Source organism: Nocardiopsis ansamitocini (assembly GCF_030268225.1).
Taxonomy (GTDB): domain Bacteria; phylum Actinomycetota; class Actinomycetes; order Streptosporangiales; family Streptosporangiaceae; genus Nocardiopsis_D; species Nocardiopsis_D ansamitocini.
Genome location: NZ_BSQG01000001.1, coordinates 621630 through 635538, shown reverse-complemented (window position 1 = coordinate 635538; position 13909 = coordinate 621630). Strand labels below are relative to the sequence as shown.

Below are 13909 nucleotides of genomic sequence, written 5' to 3'. Positions count from 1 at the left end.
CGCGGGCCCGAAGCATCGGCGCACCGTCCCGCCGTGCCGCGGGGCGGTGCTCACCGCAGCCGCGCGCGGTGCGCCGCCACGTTGACCCGGTTGGCACACGACACCGAGCAGAAACGGCGCCGGCCATTGCGTGAGGTGTCCACGAACACCAGCTCGCAGCCTTCCCGGACACAGCAGCCGAGCCGGTTGCCTCCCGCTCCGCAGACAGCGACCGCGAGTGCGCCCGCCATGGTTGCGCTGACCCTCTGCACGGTCTCCAGTTCCTGGCTCACGTAGTGCAGGTGCGGGGTGGTGCCGCCGTCGTGGGTGGAGACCCGTACCCCGGTCGCGGTATCGGCGAGTAGTTCGTTGACCACGGTGATCTGGTGTTGGAGGTCCTGCTCGCCGAAGACCGGGCGCAGGCGTTCGGTCCAGAGGGCCAGCCGTTCGGCCTGTTCGTCGTCGATCACCGGGTTGCTGATCCCGTGGGCGGCCAGGATCACACTCAGCGCAGAGGCACGGCGATCGGTGGAGTTGAGCAGTTGCGCGGAGAGGAACGCCCCGACCCCACCGTAAGTGTTGAACTGCATAAGGCCATTACATCAGGCTGGAGGCATGAGCAACGAGTCATGTTCGGCCTGTGGCCGTGCCGCTGTGGCGGCCCGGGTGGAGTCCTCGCACTACACATCCGAGGGGATCGTCCGCTATCGCTGCTGCCCATGTGGGCGGCGCTGGGTGGACATGGCGCGTTTCGACACGGTCGCCGGGGTCGGGGCGGTTCCGTGGAGCACTGCAAACTGAGACCTGCATCACCATTTGGCGTGCTCTTGGGGAGTGCGTGGGGCGCAGTATGGCTGTCAGTGCGCGGAAATCATCGCCATATGCGGCTAGCTGGGCTTATCGCAAAGAGTAACGCAAAGGATGCTCTCGGTGGTTTTAGCGATTTATAATCCGTTTTTGCTTTTTCGTGAGTTAGAGTCCTTTGTGATCGGTTCGTGATCTGCCTCGTGGCCACGAACAGACCGGCCGATGTCGAGCCCCGGGTGGTTCCCGATCCAGGGACACCCAACCTGTCTCGCGCGGTGCGGAGCATTTCTTTGCTCCACCGGCCCCCTCAAGGCCCCGCACTCCAAGCGGTAACCGCGTCAGTCGTCTGACGACCCAGTCATGACACGCCCCGGGCAACCGGGTTACCCTCCCTTGCCTCTTTCGTGGTCGCAAGGATGAGGGTCCGGACGGGAACGGCTCGACCCCTGTCGTCAACCCCTCCTTCTTCTCATGAACCCTTCCACTGGAAAAAGCGACGCCGATGTGCTCCTGCACGGCGAAGTCAAGGCGTCCTACTTCTGGGACGACGGATCCGGAATCAACGGCGACACCGGCGCGCCCGCGTCCGGCGAGCCCATGCAAGAGGGCCTGTTCGCGGCACCCAGCTGGCCGCTGGGCACCGAGGGCTACGTCACCTACAACGGTGAGCGCGCCGATTTCTTCATCGGTGACCGGGGGCCCGGCGTCCCGTCCAACGACTGTCACGTCATGCTCGACCTCGACGGCAAGACGTTCGCCAACCTGACCGGTGAGTCCTGGGACGATTCCAGCCTCACCGTGAGCGGCGGCAACGGCCACATCGACGTCGAGTACTACATCACCAAGTGGGGTGACGGTAACGGCACCGAAGGCACACCCCACCCCTTCCAGGACTCCTCCACCAAGTGCGACAGTGCGGTCTCCGAACTGCCCAAGGCGGAGAAGACCGAAGAGACGCCCAAGGAGGAGTCCAAGGCCGAGGACTCCGGCGGCGAGGAGTCCACCGATCAGGCGGCGGCCGGCAACGGGACGGAGGGGTCCGAGGACTCCCAGGACCAGTCCGGTGCCGCAGGCGGCGGTGACCAGGCTCCTCCCGGAGGAGGGGACGCCCAGCAGGCGGCTCCCGGCTCCGGAGGTGCGACCGACACCACCGCCGGTACCGAGGCCGGAACCGGCAACTCCTTCGACCTGGCGTCCAACGACCTTCCGATGGCCTCCAGCGGAGTCACCCTGGCCATCGTGGCCGCGGCCGCGGCCACGGTCTTCGTGGTCAAACAGCGCAATGCCGCGGTCCACGGCGACTCGTCCGGGCGGCACCGCAAGCCCGGCCTGATGGCCAGGGTCGCCCGCAAGGTCGCACCCGTCTAGGCGGACGCAGGATGTCAGACTGATCGGTATGCGATTGCGGTCTGATGACATCACCACGCCCTGCCTACTGGTCGACGCCGAGCGTCTCGACGCCAACGTGGCGGCGATGGCCGCTCGGACCGTGGACCGCGCGATCCGGTTGCGTCCGCACGCCAAGACGCACAAGAGCGTCGAGGTCGCCCGCCGCCAGCTGGCGGCGGGCGCCCACGGCCTGACCGTCGCCACGGTCGCCGAGGCCGAGGTGTTCGCCGACGCCGGAGTCGACGACCTGTTCATCGCCTACCCGCTGTGGGTGGACGCAGCCCGGGGCGCGCGCCTGCGCGCCGTCGCCGAGCGCGTCCGCCTGCGGGTGGGCATCGACTCGGGGGAAGGCGCCCGGGCGCTGGCCCGCCATGCCGGTGGCACGCACCCGATCGAGGTTCTCGTGGAGGTCGACAGCGGCCACCACCGAACCGGTGTGCTTCCGCAGGAGGCCGGCCGCGTCGCAGAACAGGCCGCACGCGCCGGGCTCGACGTCCGGGGCGTCTTCACCTTCCCCGGTCACAGTTATGGGCCGGGGCACGCTGTCCCGGCCGCCGACGACGAGGCCCGTGCGCTGCACCTCGCGGCGGACGCCCTACGTGCCAGAGGCGTGCAGTGTCCGGTTGTCAGCGGAGGTTCCACACCCACAGCCGCCCATGACACGGATTCGGGCCTGACCGAGTTGCGTCCTGGCGTGTACGTTTTCGGTGATGCCCAGCAATGGGAGCTGGGCACCTGCACAGCCGCCGATATCGCACTGACCGCAGCCGCGACCGTCGTCTCCCGCTCCGGCGGGCGCGTCGTACTGGACGCGGGGAGCAAGGTCCTGGGTGCGGACCGCCCGGCCTGGGCGTCGGGGTTCGGCCGGTTGCCCGACCATCCCGATGCCCGCATCAGTGCTCTTTCCGAACACCACGCGACCGTGGACTGGCCGCACGACACCCCGCTTCCCGACCTCGGAACGTTGCTGCGGGTCGCTCCCAACCACGTCTGCACCGCGGTGAACCTCGCCGACCACCTGCTGGTCGTCGCCGACGGCGCGGTGGTCGATCGCTGGGAGGTCGCCGCCCGCGGCGCCAACACCTGACGCCTGGGACCGCCCGGAGCGCGTCGCTTTCCAGGCGGCCGAGCGCGTTCCCCGCGTCCCCGACCGCTTCATCGGGCCCCGCGAGCGCCCGATGCGCCATCCGCGGATAACCGTCTCCCCCCGTCGTGGTCTCCCCACGGGGGGACCACGACGGCAGGGAGAGGGTTTCAGACCTCGCCCAACAGCAGTTCGGGGCGCTCGACGCAGTCGGCGACGAAGCGCAGGAAGCCGCCGGCCTCCTCACCGTCGCAGACCCGGTGGTCGAAGGCCAGGGTCAGTTCGGTGACCGGGCGCACCGCGAGTGAGCCGTCCACCACCCAGGGCCGTTCCATGATCCGCCCCATGCCGAGAATCGCGGCTTCGGGGTGGTTGATGATGGCGGCAGAACCGTCCACGCCGAACACGCCGTAGTTGTTCACCGTGAACGTTCCGCCGTTCAGCTGGCCCGGGGTCAGCGTCCCCGAGCGGGCGGCGCCGGTCAGGCCGCCCAGCGCCGCCGACAGGTCCCGCGTGGTCAGGTCGTGCGCTCCGTGCAGCACCGGTACGGCCAGGCCGCGCGGTGTCCGTGCCGCGAAACCCAGGTTGATCTGGGAGAACCGTAGAATCTCGGAACGCTCGCCGTCCACCCGAGCGTTCAACGCGGGGAACCGGCGCAACCCGGCCACACAGAAGCGGGCCAACAGCGCCAGCAGGCTCACCGGTCGCTCGGGGGCGGCCGCGTTCAGGCTCGCGCGTGCTGCGAGCAGGCCGCCGGCGTCCACGTCCACCCACACGGTCGCCTCGGGAATCTCGCGCCGGGACCGCGACAACCGGTCGGCCATCACCCGGCGCGTGCCCCTGATCGGGATGCGCTCGGGCTCGGGGCGTTTTGCATACGCCTGGGACCGCGACGAACCCGGAGAGCGTTCCGCATCGGCCGCGCCCCGACGGTAGGCCAGTACGGCCTCCACGTCGCGTCGCAGCACCAGGCCGTTGGGGCCGCTCCCGTCCAGGCCGGCCACATCCACCCCCTGCTCGCGGGCGATCCGCCGCACCAGCGGCGACACCACCGGCCGGCGGGTGCGCGGCCCGGCCGGTGGGGCGGACGATGCCTTGGACGCCGTTGTCCGAGGCTCGTCCGCGACGAAGGCGCGGGCAGCCCGCCGACTGCGCCGTCCGCCCTCGCTCGTGCCGTATCCGACCAGGACCGCGCCGGAGCCGGAAGCACCGGGGGCGGCATCGTCGCCGTCCCCGCCGGGCTCCGCCGAACCACCCGACCGGGCTTCCGGCACGACGACACCGGGCTCGCCGAAACCGGCAGGAGCCGCCGATGCCGTGGTATCGATACTGATCAACGAGGCGCCGACGTCAACGGTCGCCCCTTCAGCGCCGTGCAGTTCGGCCACCCGGCCCGCATAGGGGCAGGGAACCTCCACCACGGCCTTGGCCGTCTCCACCTCCGCGACCGGCTGGTCGATCGTCACCGTGTCCCCGGGGGACACCAGCCAGCGCACGATCTCGGCCTCGGTCAACCCCTCGCCGAGGTCGGGCAGCGCGAACGCCCGCACCGCGCCGGCGCTCACGCGTTCACCCGCGTGTCGTGCGCGGGAAGAACGAGCCCGTTCGGTGCCACGGCAGAGGGCGCGGACCGTTCCGGCTCCACCCAACGCGACTCCCACTGCAACCGTGCCAGCGTGTCCAGGATCCGATCGACTCCGGGCAGGTGGTGCTCTTCCAGTTTCGGCGGGGGATAAGGAATGTCGAACCCGCCCACGCGCAGAACCGGGGCGTCCAGGTAGTGGAAGCAGCGTTCGGTCACCCGCGCCACCACCTCCGCGCCGTAACCCCCGAACGTCGACGCCTCGTGCACCACCACCGCCCGCCCGGTCTTGCGCACGGAGGCCGTGACGGTGGCATCGTCGAAGGGCGCCAGGCTGCGAAGGTCGACCACCTCGATGTCCAGTCCCTCGGCAGAGGCTGCCGCCGCGGTGTCCAGGGCCGTGGTGACCATCGGACCGTAGGCGATCAGGGTGGCGTCGGTGCCGACGCGGCGCACCACGGCCCGGTCCATCGGCTCGGTGCGGGCGCCCGGCTCCACCTCGCCCTTGGACCAGTAACGTCGCTTGGGTTCCAGGAACACCACGGGATCAGGGCTCTCGATCGCCTCGCGCAGCATCGAGTAGGCGTCGGCGGGGGTCGCCGGCGTCACCACGCGCAGCCCCGGGGTGTGGGCGTAGTAGGCCTCGGAGGAGTCGCTGTGGTGTTCCACGCCCCCGATGCCGCCGCCGTAGGGGATCCGGATCACCAATGGCAGGCGCAGCCCGCCCCGGGTCCGGTTCCCCATCTTCGCCACATGCGAGACGACCTGTTCGAACGCCGGGTAACCGAAGGCGTCGAACTGCATCTCCACGACGGGACGCTGCCCGTACATCGCCATTCCCACGGCGGTGCCCACGATCCCGGACTCTGCCAGAGGGGAGTCGAAGCAGCGGTCCTCGCCGAATGCTTCGGTCAGTCCGTCGGTCACCCGGAAGACGCCGCCCAACGGGCCCACGTCCTCGCCGTAGACCAGCACGCGCTCGTCCTCGGCCAAGGCGTCGCGCAGCGCCAGGTTCAGGGCCTGGGCCATGGTCAGCTCGGTCACGTCACGCCTCCCGGAGTTCGTCGCGCAGCGCCTGGCGCTGCTCCAGCAGTTGGGCGGTCGGACTGGCGAAGACGTGCGCGAACAGCTCGTCGGGGTCGAGGGTGTCCTCGCCGGCCATCCGCTCCCGCACCCGCGTCGCCAGGGCCTCGCCCTCGGCCGCCATCGCGGCCAGCGCGTCGTCGTCGAGCAGCCCTTCGGCGCGGAGCAGGGCTTCGAGCCGGTTCAACGGATCGCGCCCGCGCCAGCGGTCGACCTCGGTCGCGTCGCGGTAGCGCTGGGGTGCGTCGGCGTTGGTGTGCGGATCGATCCGGTAGGTCTGGGCCTCGATGATCGCGGGCCCCTTGCCCGCCCGGGCGTCGGCCAGCGCCCCGGAGACCACGGAGTGCACCGCCGCGGCGTCGTTGCCGTCCACATGGTGACCCCGGATGCCGTAGCCGATTGCCTTGTGCGCCAGGGTGGGTGCCTTGGACTGCTTGTGGACCGGGACGCTGATCGCCCACTGGTTGTTCTGGATCAAAAAGACCACCGGGGCGTTCCACACGGCGGCGAAGTTGTAGGCCTCGTGCGCGTCGCCCTCGCTGGTCGCGCCGTCCCCCATGAGCACCAGCGCGGCCACGTTCTCGCCCTTGCGCCGAGCGGCGTAGGTGAGTCCCACCGCGTGCGAGGCGTTGGTGGCCAGAGGAGTGCACTGCGGTGCACAGCGGTAGCGGTTGGAGTCGTAGCCGCTGTGCCAGTTGCCGCGCAGCAGGGTCAGCACCTCGACCGGGTCGACGCCGCGGGTGACCAGCGCGACGCTGTCGCGGTAGGTCGGGAAGAGCCAGTCACCCTCGTCCAAGGCCAGGGCCCCGCCCACCTGGCAGGCCTCCTGGCCATGGGAAGAGGGGTAGACCGCCAGACGGCCCTGCCGGGTCAGTGCGCCGGCCTGTTGATCGAAGCGGCGCCCCACCACCATCCCGCGCAGCAGTTCCAGCAGTACGGCGTTGCCGGGCGATTGGTAGAGGGGGGTGTCCACGCGTCGTCCATGCCGGTCCACGAGGCGGACCGGCTCAAGGGAGGGCAGCCCCGGGGGAGCCGGCGCGGGTCGCTCATCGATGCGCTTCATGTCTTGAATATGAGCTGAATCACCCCATAGTGTCCATGATGCGCGGGGAAGAATAGACAAATGGGTGTTCTGGGCGGTGTCGGCGGCAAATTGTTTGCGGCGTCCGGCACGGGGACGACATGGGGTGAGACGCATGGCAGTCAACCTCGACGAAGTGGACCGCCACATCATCGCCCTGCTGCGCGCTGACGGTCGGATGTCCATCAGGTCGGTCGCCGAGCAGGCGCACATCTCCCGCGCCAACGCCTACGCCCGACTGGACCGCCTGCGCACCGAAGGCGTGATCCGCGGATTCACCGCGGTCGTCGACCCCGAGAAGTGCGGATTCGGGCTCGCGGCCTACGTCTCCGTGCGCATCGAGCAGCACTCCTGGGAGCTCTTCCGCGACCATCTGCGCGACATCCCCGAAGTGGACCACGCCGCCCTGGTCTCCGGCGACGTCGACCTCCTGCTGTTGGTCCGCGTCGCCGACGCCGCGGCCCTGCGCGTCTTCGTCCTGGAACGGCTGCAGCGTATTCCCGAGGTCCGCTCCACCCAGACCATGTTCATCCTCGACGAGCCGCGTCTGCGGGAGCCGGGTTAGCGGCACGGCACCCACTCGATGAAGGGAAACAGGCAGTCGGGACTGGTGCCCCCGGCGGGCCGACACCCCGTCGATGGGACACCCCCGCCGTCCGGGATGATGGCACTCCGGCAGCGACGGGCGCACCGGGGCGGAGAACGGGGACCCCATGAGCTGGGACGTGCAGTGGGCAGAGCGGTACCGGTCGCGGGTCCGGGGGTGCCTGCTGGGCGGCGCGGTCGGTGACGCCCTGGGTGCACCGGTGGAGTTCATGTCGCTCGGCGGCATCCTCGCCGAGCACGGTCCGAAAGGGGTGCGCGAGTACGTCGTGGACTACGCCCACGCAACACCGCGCCACGGTCTCATCACCGATGACACCCAGATGACGCTGTGGACCGTGGAGGGTCTCATCCGGGCCCGTACCCGACAGGGCGGGAAGGACGGGCTCGATCCGATCGCCCCGGTCCACGCCGCCTACCTGCGCTGGTACGACACCCAACGCCATCGCGCCCCCGACGGTCGCCACACCGGCCGGCTCCAGACCCGCGCCTGGCTCTACGCCCGGCGCGCGCCCGGTAACACCTGCCTGAGCGCCCTTGCCCCCGCTCCCGGTCCGCTGAAACCCGGAGTTCCCGCCCGCAACGATTCCAAGGGCTGCGGAGGCGTGATGCGCGCCGCGCCCTTCGGGTTGCTCCCCCGGGCAAGCGCGTCCGACGACGACGTGTTCACCTGGGCCGACCAGGCCGCCGGCCTCACCCATGGCCATCCCACCGGGCGGCTTGCCTCCGGTGCCCTCGCCCTGCTCGTCCGCCGCATCGTCGAGGGCGACGCGCTCGACGATGCGCTGGACACCGTCCTGACCGTGCTCCACCGCCACCCCGGCCACGAGGAGACCTCCGCCGCACTCCTCACCGCTCGCCGTGCCGCCCGACAGTCAGAGGCATCCCCCGCGACCGTCGAGAGCCTGGGCGGTGGCTGGATCGCCGAGGAGGCCCTGGCCATCGCGGTCTACGCGGCGCTGGTCCACCCGGAGCCGCACCGGTTCACCGACGCGCTGGCGCTGTCGGTCACCCACTCCGGTGACTCCGACTCCACCGGCGCCATCTGCGGCAACATCCTGGGTGCCCTGCACGGTGAGACCGCGTTGCCCCCGGAATTGGCCTACGAGGTGGAAGGGCGCGGCGACCTCATGGAGCTGGCCGACGACTTCTCCCTGGCCTTCGGTCCCGGCGCCGCCGCACTCCTCGCCGGGCCGCGCTGGCAGGAGCGCTTCCCGCCCGACTAGCGCCGACCATGGCGGTGATCATGCCGAAAGGGCAGCTGGCGGATGGGTATCGTCAAGATCAACGACCACGGGGGAGGACGCACATGACGGGACGGCAGAACTGGCGGGACCGCGGCGGCACACGGCGGGGCCACTCCGACCGGCCCGCTCCCGAACCGTTGCGGGGGAGTCGCGACGCCGAACACCTCGGAGCCGAACTGGCGCGCATGGACGGTGCCTCCTACGGCCGCTACAAATCCCTGTCCGGCGAATGGGACCTCGGTGACGCCACGCTCACCGTGGAGAAGGTGCAGGCCGACCCTTTCGCGCCACCCTCCCGGCTGCTGGTGCGGCTGCCCGTCGCGACCGCCGGCCTGCCTCCGGCGGCGCTGCGCTCACCCGAGCGCCGTCGCGCCACCGCCGACTACCTGGCCAGGGTCGCCCGCCGAACGCTCAAGGGTTCCCGGCTGCGCGTGGACTCCGGCGGCCAGGAAGTCATCGACCGCGCGGCCTGCCAGATCCACGACGGTGAGGTGCTGATGCGCTTGGGCGTCGAACTTCCCGGACACGGTCGGCGTATCGACGGTCGGGGAGCCCGCCGCGAACTCCTCGACGTCCTCCCCGCACTGGTGCGCGCCCTGCGCTGGGCGGAACTGGACACCGCGGCCGCCACCGACTTCGCCGACACGGTCGAAGACGCCACGGCCCTGCGTGCGGCGCTGCCCGGTCTCGGTCTGGTCGCCTTCGTCGCGGACGGCGCGGTCCTGCCCCGCGCCAGTGGCGTCAGCGACCTCCCCATGCGCGACGCGGTCCCCTTCGTGTCCCCTGAGACGATGCGCGTGGCCGTCGACCTCCCGCAGCGGGGCACCGTTACCGGGATGGGGGTGTTCGAAGGCGTCACGCTCATCGTCGGCGGCGGCTTCCACGGCAAGTCCACCCTGTTGCACGCCCTGGAGCGCGGGGTCTACGACCATGTCCCCGGTGACGGCCGTGAACTCGTCGTCACCCGCGCGGACGCCGTCAAGATCCGCGCGGAGGAGGGACGCCGGGTCGAGCGCGTCGATGTCGGCGCGTTCGTGCGCGACCTGCCCACCGGTGCCGATACCCGCGACTTCGCCACCGACAACGCCTCGGGTTCCACCTCCCAGGCCGCCAATACCGTCGAAGCGCTGGAAGCCGGAACAACCGTCCTGCTCGTGGACGAGGACACCACCGCCACCAACCTGATGGTGCGGGACGCCCGAATGCAGGAGCTGGTCAGCGGGGACCGCGAACCCCTGACCCCGTTCGTGGACCTCGTGGGATCACTGCACCGGGACCACGAGGTCTCCACCGTCCTGGTCATGGGGGCCAGCGGTGACTACTTCGACGTCGCCGACCGCGTCGTCCTGCTCGACGCCTACCGCGCCCACGACGTCACCGAGCGCGCCCGGGCCCTTGCCCGCCCCCGCATCGGTGACGCCTTCGCCGCGCCGGCCCGCCGCGTCATCGATCCCGGTTCGGTGGACGACTCCTCGCGCGGCCGAACCCGGATCAAACGTCGGGACACCGACGTGTTGACCTTCGGGGAGACCGACATCGACCTGCGTTTCCTCGCCCAGGTCGTGGATCCCTCCCAAGTCATCGGGTTGGGCCTGGCGTTGCGGGTGCTCGCCGCTGAGAACATCCTGGACGGCCGCCGCACGTTGGCAGAGGCACTGGACACACTGGACGGTCTTCTCGAACACGACGGGGTGACCCGCCTCGGCGGTGGGTACCCCGGCGATTACGCCCTGCCCCGTCGCCAGGAGGTCGCCGCAACCCTCAACCGGTTGCGCACGCTGCGGGTTCGATGCCAGGAGTGAGGTGTCCCCCGCGAAAGGGAAGAAACCGTCGGGCACCGGAGTTGGACGAAAACGGGGCCACGGCACCGCCGACCGCGGCGTCGGCCATCTCACGCCTTGGTCCCAAGTCGTGCATTACGGTCATGTCGGCCCAGGTCGGTATCCTTGACGACATCACAACCGTCCCCCAGGTAGTGCGCCCGCGATGCGACGTCCACCCACGATCCAGCCCGCCGCAGGCACGCATGGCGTTGAGAATGGAGACCCGCCCAGGTGCGAGATCCCGCTGATCTCTACGAACTTCACCCCGACCCTCCAGAACTGGCCGACCCCGTACTCCTGGTCGCCCTGGACGGTTTCATGGACGCGGGCTCGACCGCCAAACAGGTGGTGGCCACACTCTTCGACGAGTTCGAGGCCACGGAGCTGGCGACCTTCGATGTCGACGACCTCTTGGACTACCGCTCCCGCCGGCCCGTCATGACCTTCGACGAGTCGTCCTGGACGGGTTATGCCGCCCCCAAGCTCGCGCTGTATCTCATGCACGACACCGAGGGGACACCGTTCCTGCTGCTCAACGGTCTTGAGCCCGATCGGCTCTGGGAGGGCTTCGTCGTGGCCGTGCGTCAGCTCATCGAGCGCTTCTCGGTGAGTCTCACGGTGTGCTTCTACGGCGTCCCCATGGCGGTGCCGCACACCCGCCCCTCCACGGTCACCGCCCACGCCACCCGCTCCGACCTCGTCACCGGGCACACCCCGTGGATGGGGCGCATCCAGGTCCCGGGCAACGCCATGAGCCTGCTGGAATACCGTCTGGGGGAGACCGGGCACGACGCCATCGGCTATGCCGTGCACGTGCCCAGCTACCTCGCCCAGTCGGAGTACCCGCGCGCCGCAATCGCGGCCCTGGACTATGTAGCCGGGGCCACCGGTTTGGCGCTGCCGACCGTGAAGCTCACCGAAGAGGCCCAGACCACCGACATCGAGATCGAACAGCAGGTGGAGGCGTCGGAGGAGGTGCAGCGCGTCGTGCGCAACCTGGAAGAGCAGTACGACGACTTCATGTCGTCCAGGAGCGGTCTCTCCGACACCGATCCGCTGCTGGCGGGAGACGACTCCGGTCTGCCCACCGCCGATGAACTCGGCGCCGAACTCGAACGCTACCTCGCCGAACGCGATCGTGGCTCAGAAGGATGACGACCGACGTGCTCTACCAGCTCTTCTTCCACGCTGTACTCCGTCGCACCGATGCCGAACAGATCCATCGGCTGAGTTTCGCGGGGCTGCGCGCCGTAGCCGCGGTACCCGGTGCGACCGCGGCCATGAACCGGGTTCTCGCCCCTCGTGCCCCGGAGCTCGCGGTGCGGGCCCTGGGACGCGACTTCGCCGGTCCGCTGGGCATGGCCGCCGGCTTCGACAAGAACGCCGAAGGCGCACAGGGACTCAGCGCGTTGGGTTTCAGCCACGTCGAGATCGGTACGGTCACCGCTCGTCCCCAGCCGGGCAACCCGGCCCCACGACTGTTCCGCCTGGTCGCCGATCGCGCCATCGTCAACCGCATGGGCTTCAACAACGACGGTTCGGAGGCGGTGGCCGCCCGGCTGCGCGTCCAGCGCGCCGGCGGCGCCCGCGGCCTCATCATCGGGGCCAACATCGGCAAGACCAAGATCGTGCCCGAGTCCGAGGCCGTCGCCGATTACGTGGCCAGTGCGCGCCGGTTCGCCGACATCGCCGACTACGTAGCGGTGAACGTCAGTTCGCCCAACACGCCCGGGCTGCGCGACCTCCAAGCCGTCGAGCACCTGCGTCCGCTGCTGGCAGCAGTGCGCGCCACCCTCGACGAGCAGGGCCGCCCCGAGCTTCCGCTGCTGGTCAAGATCGCCCCCGACCTCGCCGACACCGATATCGACGCGGTGGCCGATCTCGCGCTCGAACTCGGCCTGCACGGCATCATCGCCACCAACACCACCATCTCGCGGGCCGACCTGGCCACGCCGGAGGAAGAAGTGGAGGCGGTCGGCGCAGGTGGCCTCTCGGGCGCTCCGCTCAAAGCCCGCTCGCTGCAGGTGCTGCGTCGACTGCGCGCCCGGGTCGGCGACCGCCTGTTGCTGGTCGCCGTCGGCGGGATCGAGACGCCGGAAGACGCGTGGGCGCGGATCCGTTCCGGGGCGACGCTCGTCCAGGGCTACACCGGCCTGATCTACGGCGGGCCGCTGTGGCCCAGTCGGATCCACCGGGGCCTGGTGCGTCTGGCCCGCAAGGACGGCTATGCCCGCGTCGCCGATGCCATCGGTGTGGACGTCGACGACGTTTCCGTGCAGCCGGTCGCCGTCCACTGACCTGTCAGAGCAGTGGGCGGGGCGCACTCCGCTCGGGATCCGAGCCGGACCGCGCCCCGCCCACTGCAACTGGCGAGCGGGTCAGTGCGCGGCCAGAGGAGCCGCTCCGGTGAGCTCTGCCCCCAGGAGCGGGCCGGCCAGATGACCAGGCCGTACACGGACTCCGGTGACCCGTTCGGCCAGTGCCAGTGCGGCTGCACCGGGGTCGGCCTCCTCCGGGTCGATCTCAGTGGTCAGACCGAGGGACGCCATGTCCTCGGCCAGGGCGTCAGGTGTCGCTCCCCGTCGCCTGAGCGGGAAACGGGCGTCGAAGCAGGTTCGCAGGACGCCGTCCACTACCCAACGGAACTCGTAGCGTTGTTCCATCACCACGCGTACCGACACCAGTTCGGTCTCGGCCGACAGTGATCGGTACACCTCCGGGCGGGTTGCGCGGCACCCGGTGGGTTCCACGATCACCGCCCATCCTTCGATACACAGGGCATGTGCGGTCAAGGGGGGCATCCCCTCGCTGCACAAGCCGGCTTCCAGCGCTTCAGCGATGGGCAACGAGCGGAGACTGCGCTCGTCGACCCCCAAGCGGCGCAGCGCCTCGGCCTTGGGCAGTCCCCGGATGTAACTGAGGCAGTAGGCCTCCGCCAGATCCGGCTGGCTTTCCCGTAGCCAGGCGTAGTCGCGGGCGTACGCAATGGACATCTGCCCGTCCCTTCCCAAGGGTTGGTTTCCCCGAAGCCGGAGTTGATTGTTCATAAAGGTTGGGCGCCGGCTTCTACCTGACGGTTCCCGGGAAAAAGGTGATCAATCGGGCCGTTACAGGTCGCGGGCCGGTGGTTGGGAGAACGCATGGGCGGGTACCGGCTTCCACCAGCCCAGAAAGTGCTGATTGGCGCCCGCTCCCAGGAACCGCGACGTCCCACCTTACGCGCGTGAAAGG

13 protein-coding genes are annotated in these 13909 nt (G+C 69.9%); 8 read left to right on the top strand and 5 right to left on the bottom strand.

Features of this window, described 5'->3' with window-relative positions; genetic code table 11:
• Positions 1-50 precede the first annotated feature (50 nt).
• Positions 51-569 (bottom strand): CGNR zinc finger domain-containing protein, encoded by a 519-nt coding sequence (locus tag QSJ59_RS02870; protein ID WP_285757078.1) that lies wholly within the window; start codon positions 567-569, stop codon positions 51-53.
• A 25-nt stretch (positions 570-594) separates the two neighbouring features.
• On the opposite strand from QSJ59_RS02870, the gene QSJ59_RS02865 reads away from it, so the two are divergent.
• The 3 genes from QSJ59_RS02865 (at position 595) to QSJ59_RS02855 (ending at position 3262) form a co-directional block, all read left to right on the top strand.
• Positions 595-780: a hypothetical protein gene (locus tag QSJ59_RS02865; protein WP_285757076.1), complete on the top strand. Its 186-nt coding sequence runs from the start codon at positions 595-597 to the stop codon at positions 778-780.
• A 477-nt stretch (positions 781-1257) separates the two neighbouring features.
• On the top strand, positions 1258-2154 hold the full coding sequence (locus QSJ59_RS02860) for a hypothetical protein (protein WP_285757075.1): 897 nt from the start codon (positions 1258-1260) through the stop codon (positions 2152-2154).
• Positions 2155-2182: 28 nt separating this feature from the next.
• The gene (locus QSJ59_RS02855) at positions 2183-3262 is read left to right on the top strand and encodes an alanine racemase (protein WP_285757074.1); all 1080 of its coding nucleotides are present in this window, start codon (positions 2183-2185) and stop codon (positions 3260-3262) included.
• Positions 3263-3429: 167 nt separating this feature from the next.
• Here the strand turns inward: QSJ59_RS02855 and QSJ59_RS02850 are convergent, their stop codons facing one another.
• Genes QSJ59_RS02850 through QSJ59_RS02840 form a run of 3 tightly spaced genes read right to left on the bottom strand, consistent with a single transcriptional unit; the run spans position 3430 to position 6987 of the window.
• Positions 3430-4824, bottom strand: a complete 1395-nt coding sequence (locus tag QSJ59_RS02850) for a dihydrolipoamide acetyltransferase family protein (RefSeq protein WP_285757073.1) — start codon at positions 4822-4824, stop codon at positions 3430-3432.
• Positions 4821-5870, bottom strand: coding sequence for an alpha-ketoacid dehydrogenase subunit beta (locus QSJ59_RS02845; protein ID WP_285757874.1), 1050 nt, complete (start codon positions 5868-5870; stop codon positions 4821-4823). Before QSJ59_RS02845 ends, QSJ59_RS02850 begins: the two co-directional genes overlap by 4 nt.
• 16 nt (positions 5871-5886) lie before the next feature.
• A complete protein-coding gene (locus QSJ59_RS02840; protein WP_285757072.1) occupies positions 5887-6987 on the bottom strand; it encodes a thiamine pyrophosphate-dependent enzyme in 1101 nt (366 codons plus the stop codon).
• A gap of 133 nt (positions 6988-7120) precedes the next feature.
• Here QSJ59_RS02840 and QSJ59_RS02835 point away from each other — a divergent pair, with 133 nt between their 5' ends.
• The 5 genes from QSJ59_RS02835 (at position 7121) to QSJ59_RS02815 (ending at position 12975) form a co-directional block, all read left to right on the top strand.
• On the top strand, positions 7121-7570 hold the full coding sequence (locus QSJ59_RS02835; RefSeq protein ID WP_285757071.1) for an Lrp/AsnC family transcriptional regulator: 450 nt from the start codon (positions 7121-7123) through the stop codon (positions 7568-7570).
• A gap of 148 nt (positions 7571-7718) precedes the next feature.
• The gene (locus tag QSJ59_RS02830; RefSeq protein WP_285757070.1) at positions 7719-8834 is read left to right on the top strand and encodes an ADP-ribosylglycohydrolase family protein; all 1116 of its coding nucleotides are present in this window, start codon (positions 7719-7721) and stop codon (positions 8832-8834) included.
• A gap of 83 nt (positions 8835-8917) precedes the next feature.
• A complete protein-coding gene (locus QSJ59_RS02825; RefSeq protein ID WP_285757069.1) occupies positions 8918-10657 on the top strand; it encodes an ABC-ATPase domain-containing protein in 1740 nt (579 codons plus the stop codon).
• 252 nt (positions 10658-10909) lie between these two features.
• Positions 10910-11833: a proteasome assembly chaperone family protein gene (locus tag QSJ59_RS02820; protein ID WP_285757068.1), complete on the top strand. Its 924-nt coding sequence runs from the start codon at positions 10910-10912 to the stop codon at positions 11831-11833.
• An 8-nt stretch (positions 11834-11841) separates the two neighbouring features.
• Positions 11842-12975 (top strand): quinone-dependent dihydroorotate dehydrogenase, encoded by a 1134-nt coding sequence (locus QSJ59_RS02815; RefSeq protein ID WP_285757873.1) that lies wholly within the window; start codon positions 11842-11844, stop codon positions 12973-12975.
• Positions 12976-13056: 81 nt separating this feature from the next.
• On the opposite strand, the gene QSJ59_RS02810 is transcribed toward QSJ59_RS02815, so the two are convergent.
• On the bottom strand, positions 13057-13671 hold the full coding sequence (locus QSJ59_RS02810) for a DUF6461 domain-containing protein (protein ID WP_285757067.1): 615 nt from the start codon (positions 13669-13671) through the stop codon (positions 13057-13059).
• Positions 13672-13909: the final 238 nt, after the last annotated feature.

Bases quoted from the DNA above. Each gene is read 5' to 3' on its own strand.
- QSJ59_RS02870 (WP_285757078.1), bottom strand. From the start codon at position 569: ATGCAGTTCAACACTTACGGTGGGGTCGGGGCGTTCCTCTCCGCGCAA.
- QSJ59_RS02865 (WP_285757076.1), top strand. From the start codon at position 595: ATGAGCAACGAGTCATGTTCGGCCTGTGGCCGTGCCGCTGTGGCGGCC.
- QSJ59_RS02860 (WP_285757075.1), top strand. From the start codon at position 1,258: ATGAACCCTTCCACTGGAAAAAGCGACGCCGATGTGCTCCTGCACGGC.
- QSJ59_RS02855 (WP_285757074.1), top strand. From the start codon at position 2,183: ATGCGATTGCGGTCTGATGACATCACCACGCCCTGCCTACTGGTCGAC.
- QSJ59_RS02845 (WP_285757874.1), bottom strand. From the start codon at position 5,870: ATGGCCCAGGCCCTGAACCTGGCGCTGCGCGACGCCTTGGCCGAGGAC.
- QSJ59_RS02840 (WP_285757072.1), bottom strand. From the start codon at position 6,987: ATGAAGCGCATCGATGAGCGACCCGCGCCGGCTCCCCCGGGGCTGCCC.
- QSJ59_RS02835 (WP_285757071.1), top strand. From the start codon at position 7,121: ATGGCAGTCAACCTCGACGAAGTGGACCGCCACATCATCGCCCTGCTG.
- QSJ59_RS02830 (WP_285757070.1), top strand. From the start codon at position 7,719: ATGAGCTGGGACGTGCAGTGGGCAGAGCGGTACCGGTCGCGGGTCCGG.
- QSJ59_RS02825 (WP_285757069.1), top strand. From the start codon at position 8,918: ATGACGGGACGGCAGAACTGGCGGGACCGCGGCGGCACACGGCGGGGC.
- QSJ59_RS02810 (WP_285757067.1), bottom strand. From the start codon at position 13,671: ATGTCCATTGCGTACGCCCGCGACTACGCCTGGCTACGGGAAAGCCAG.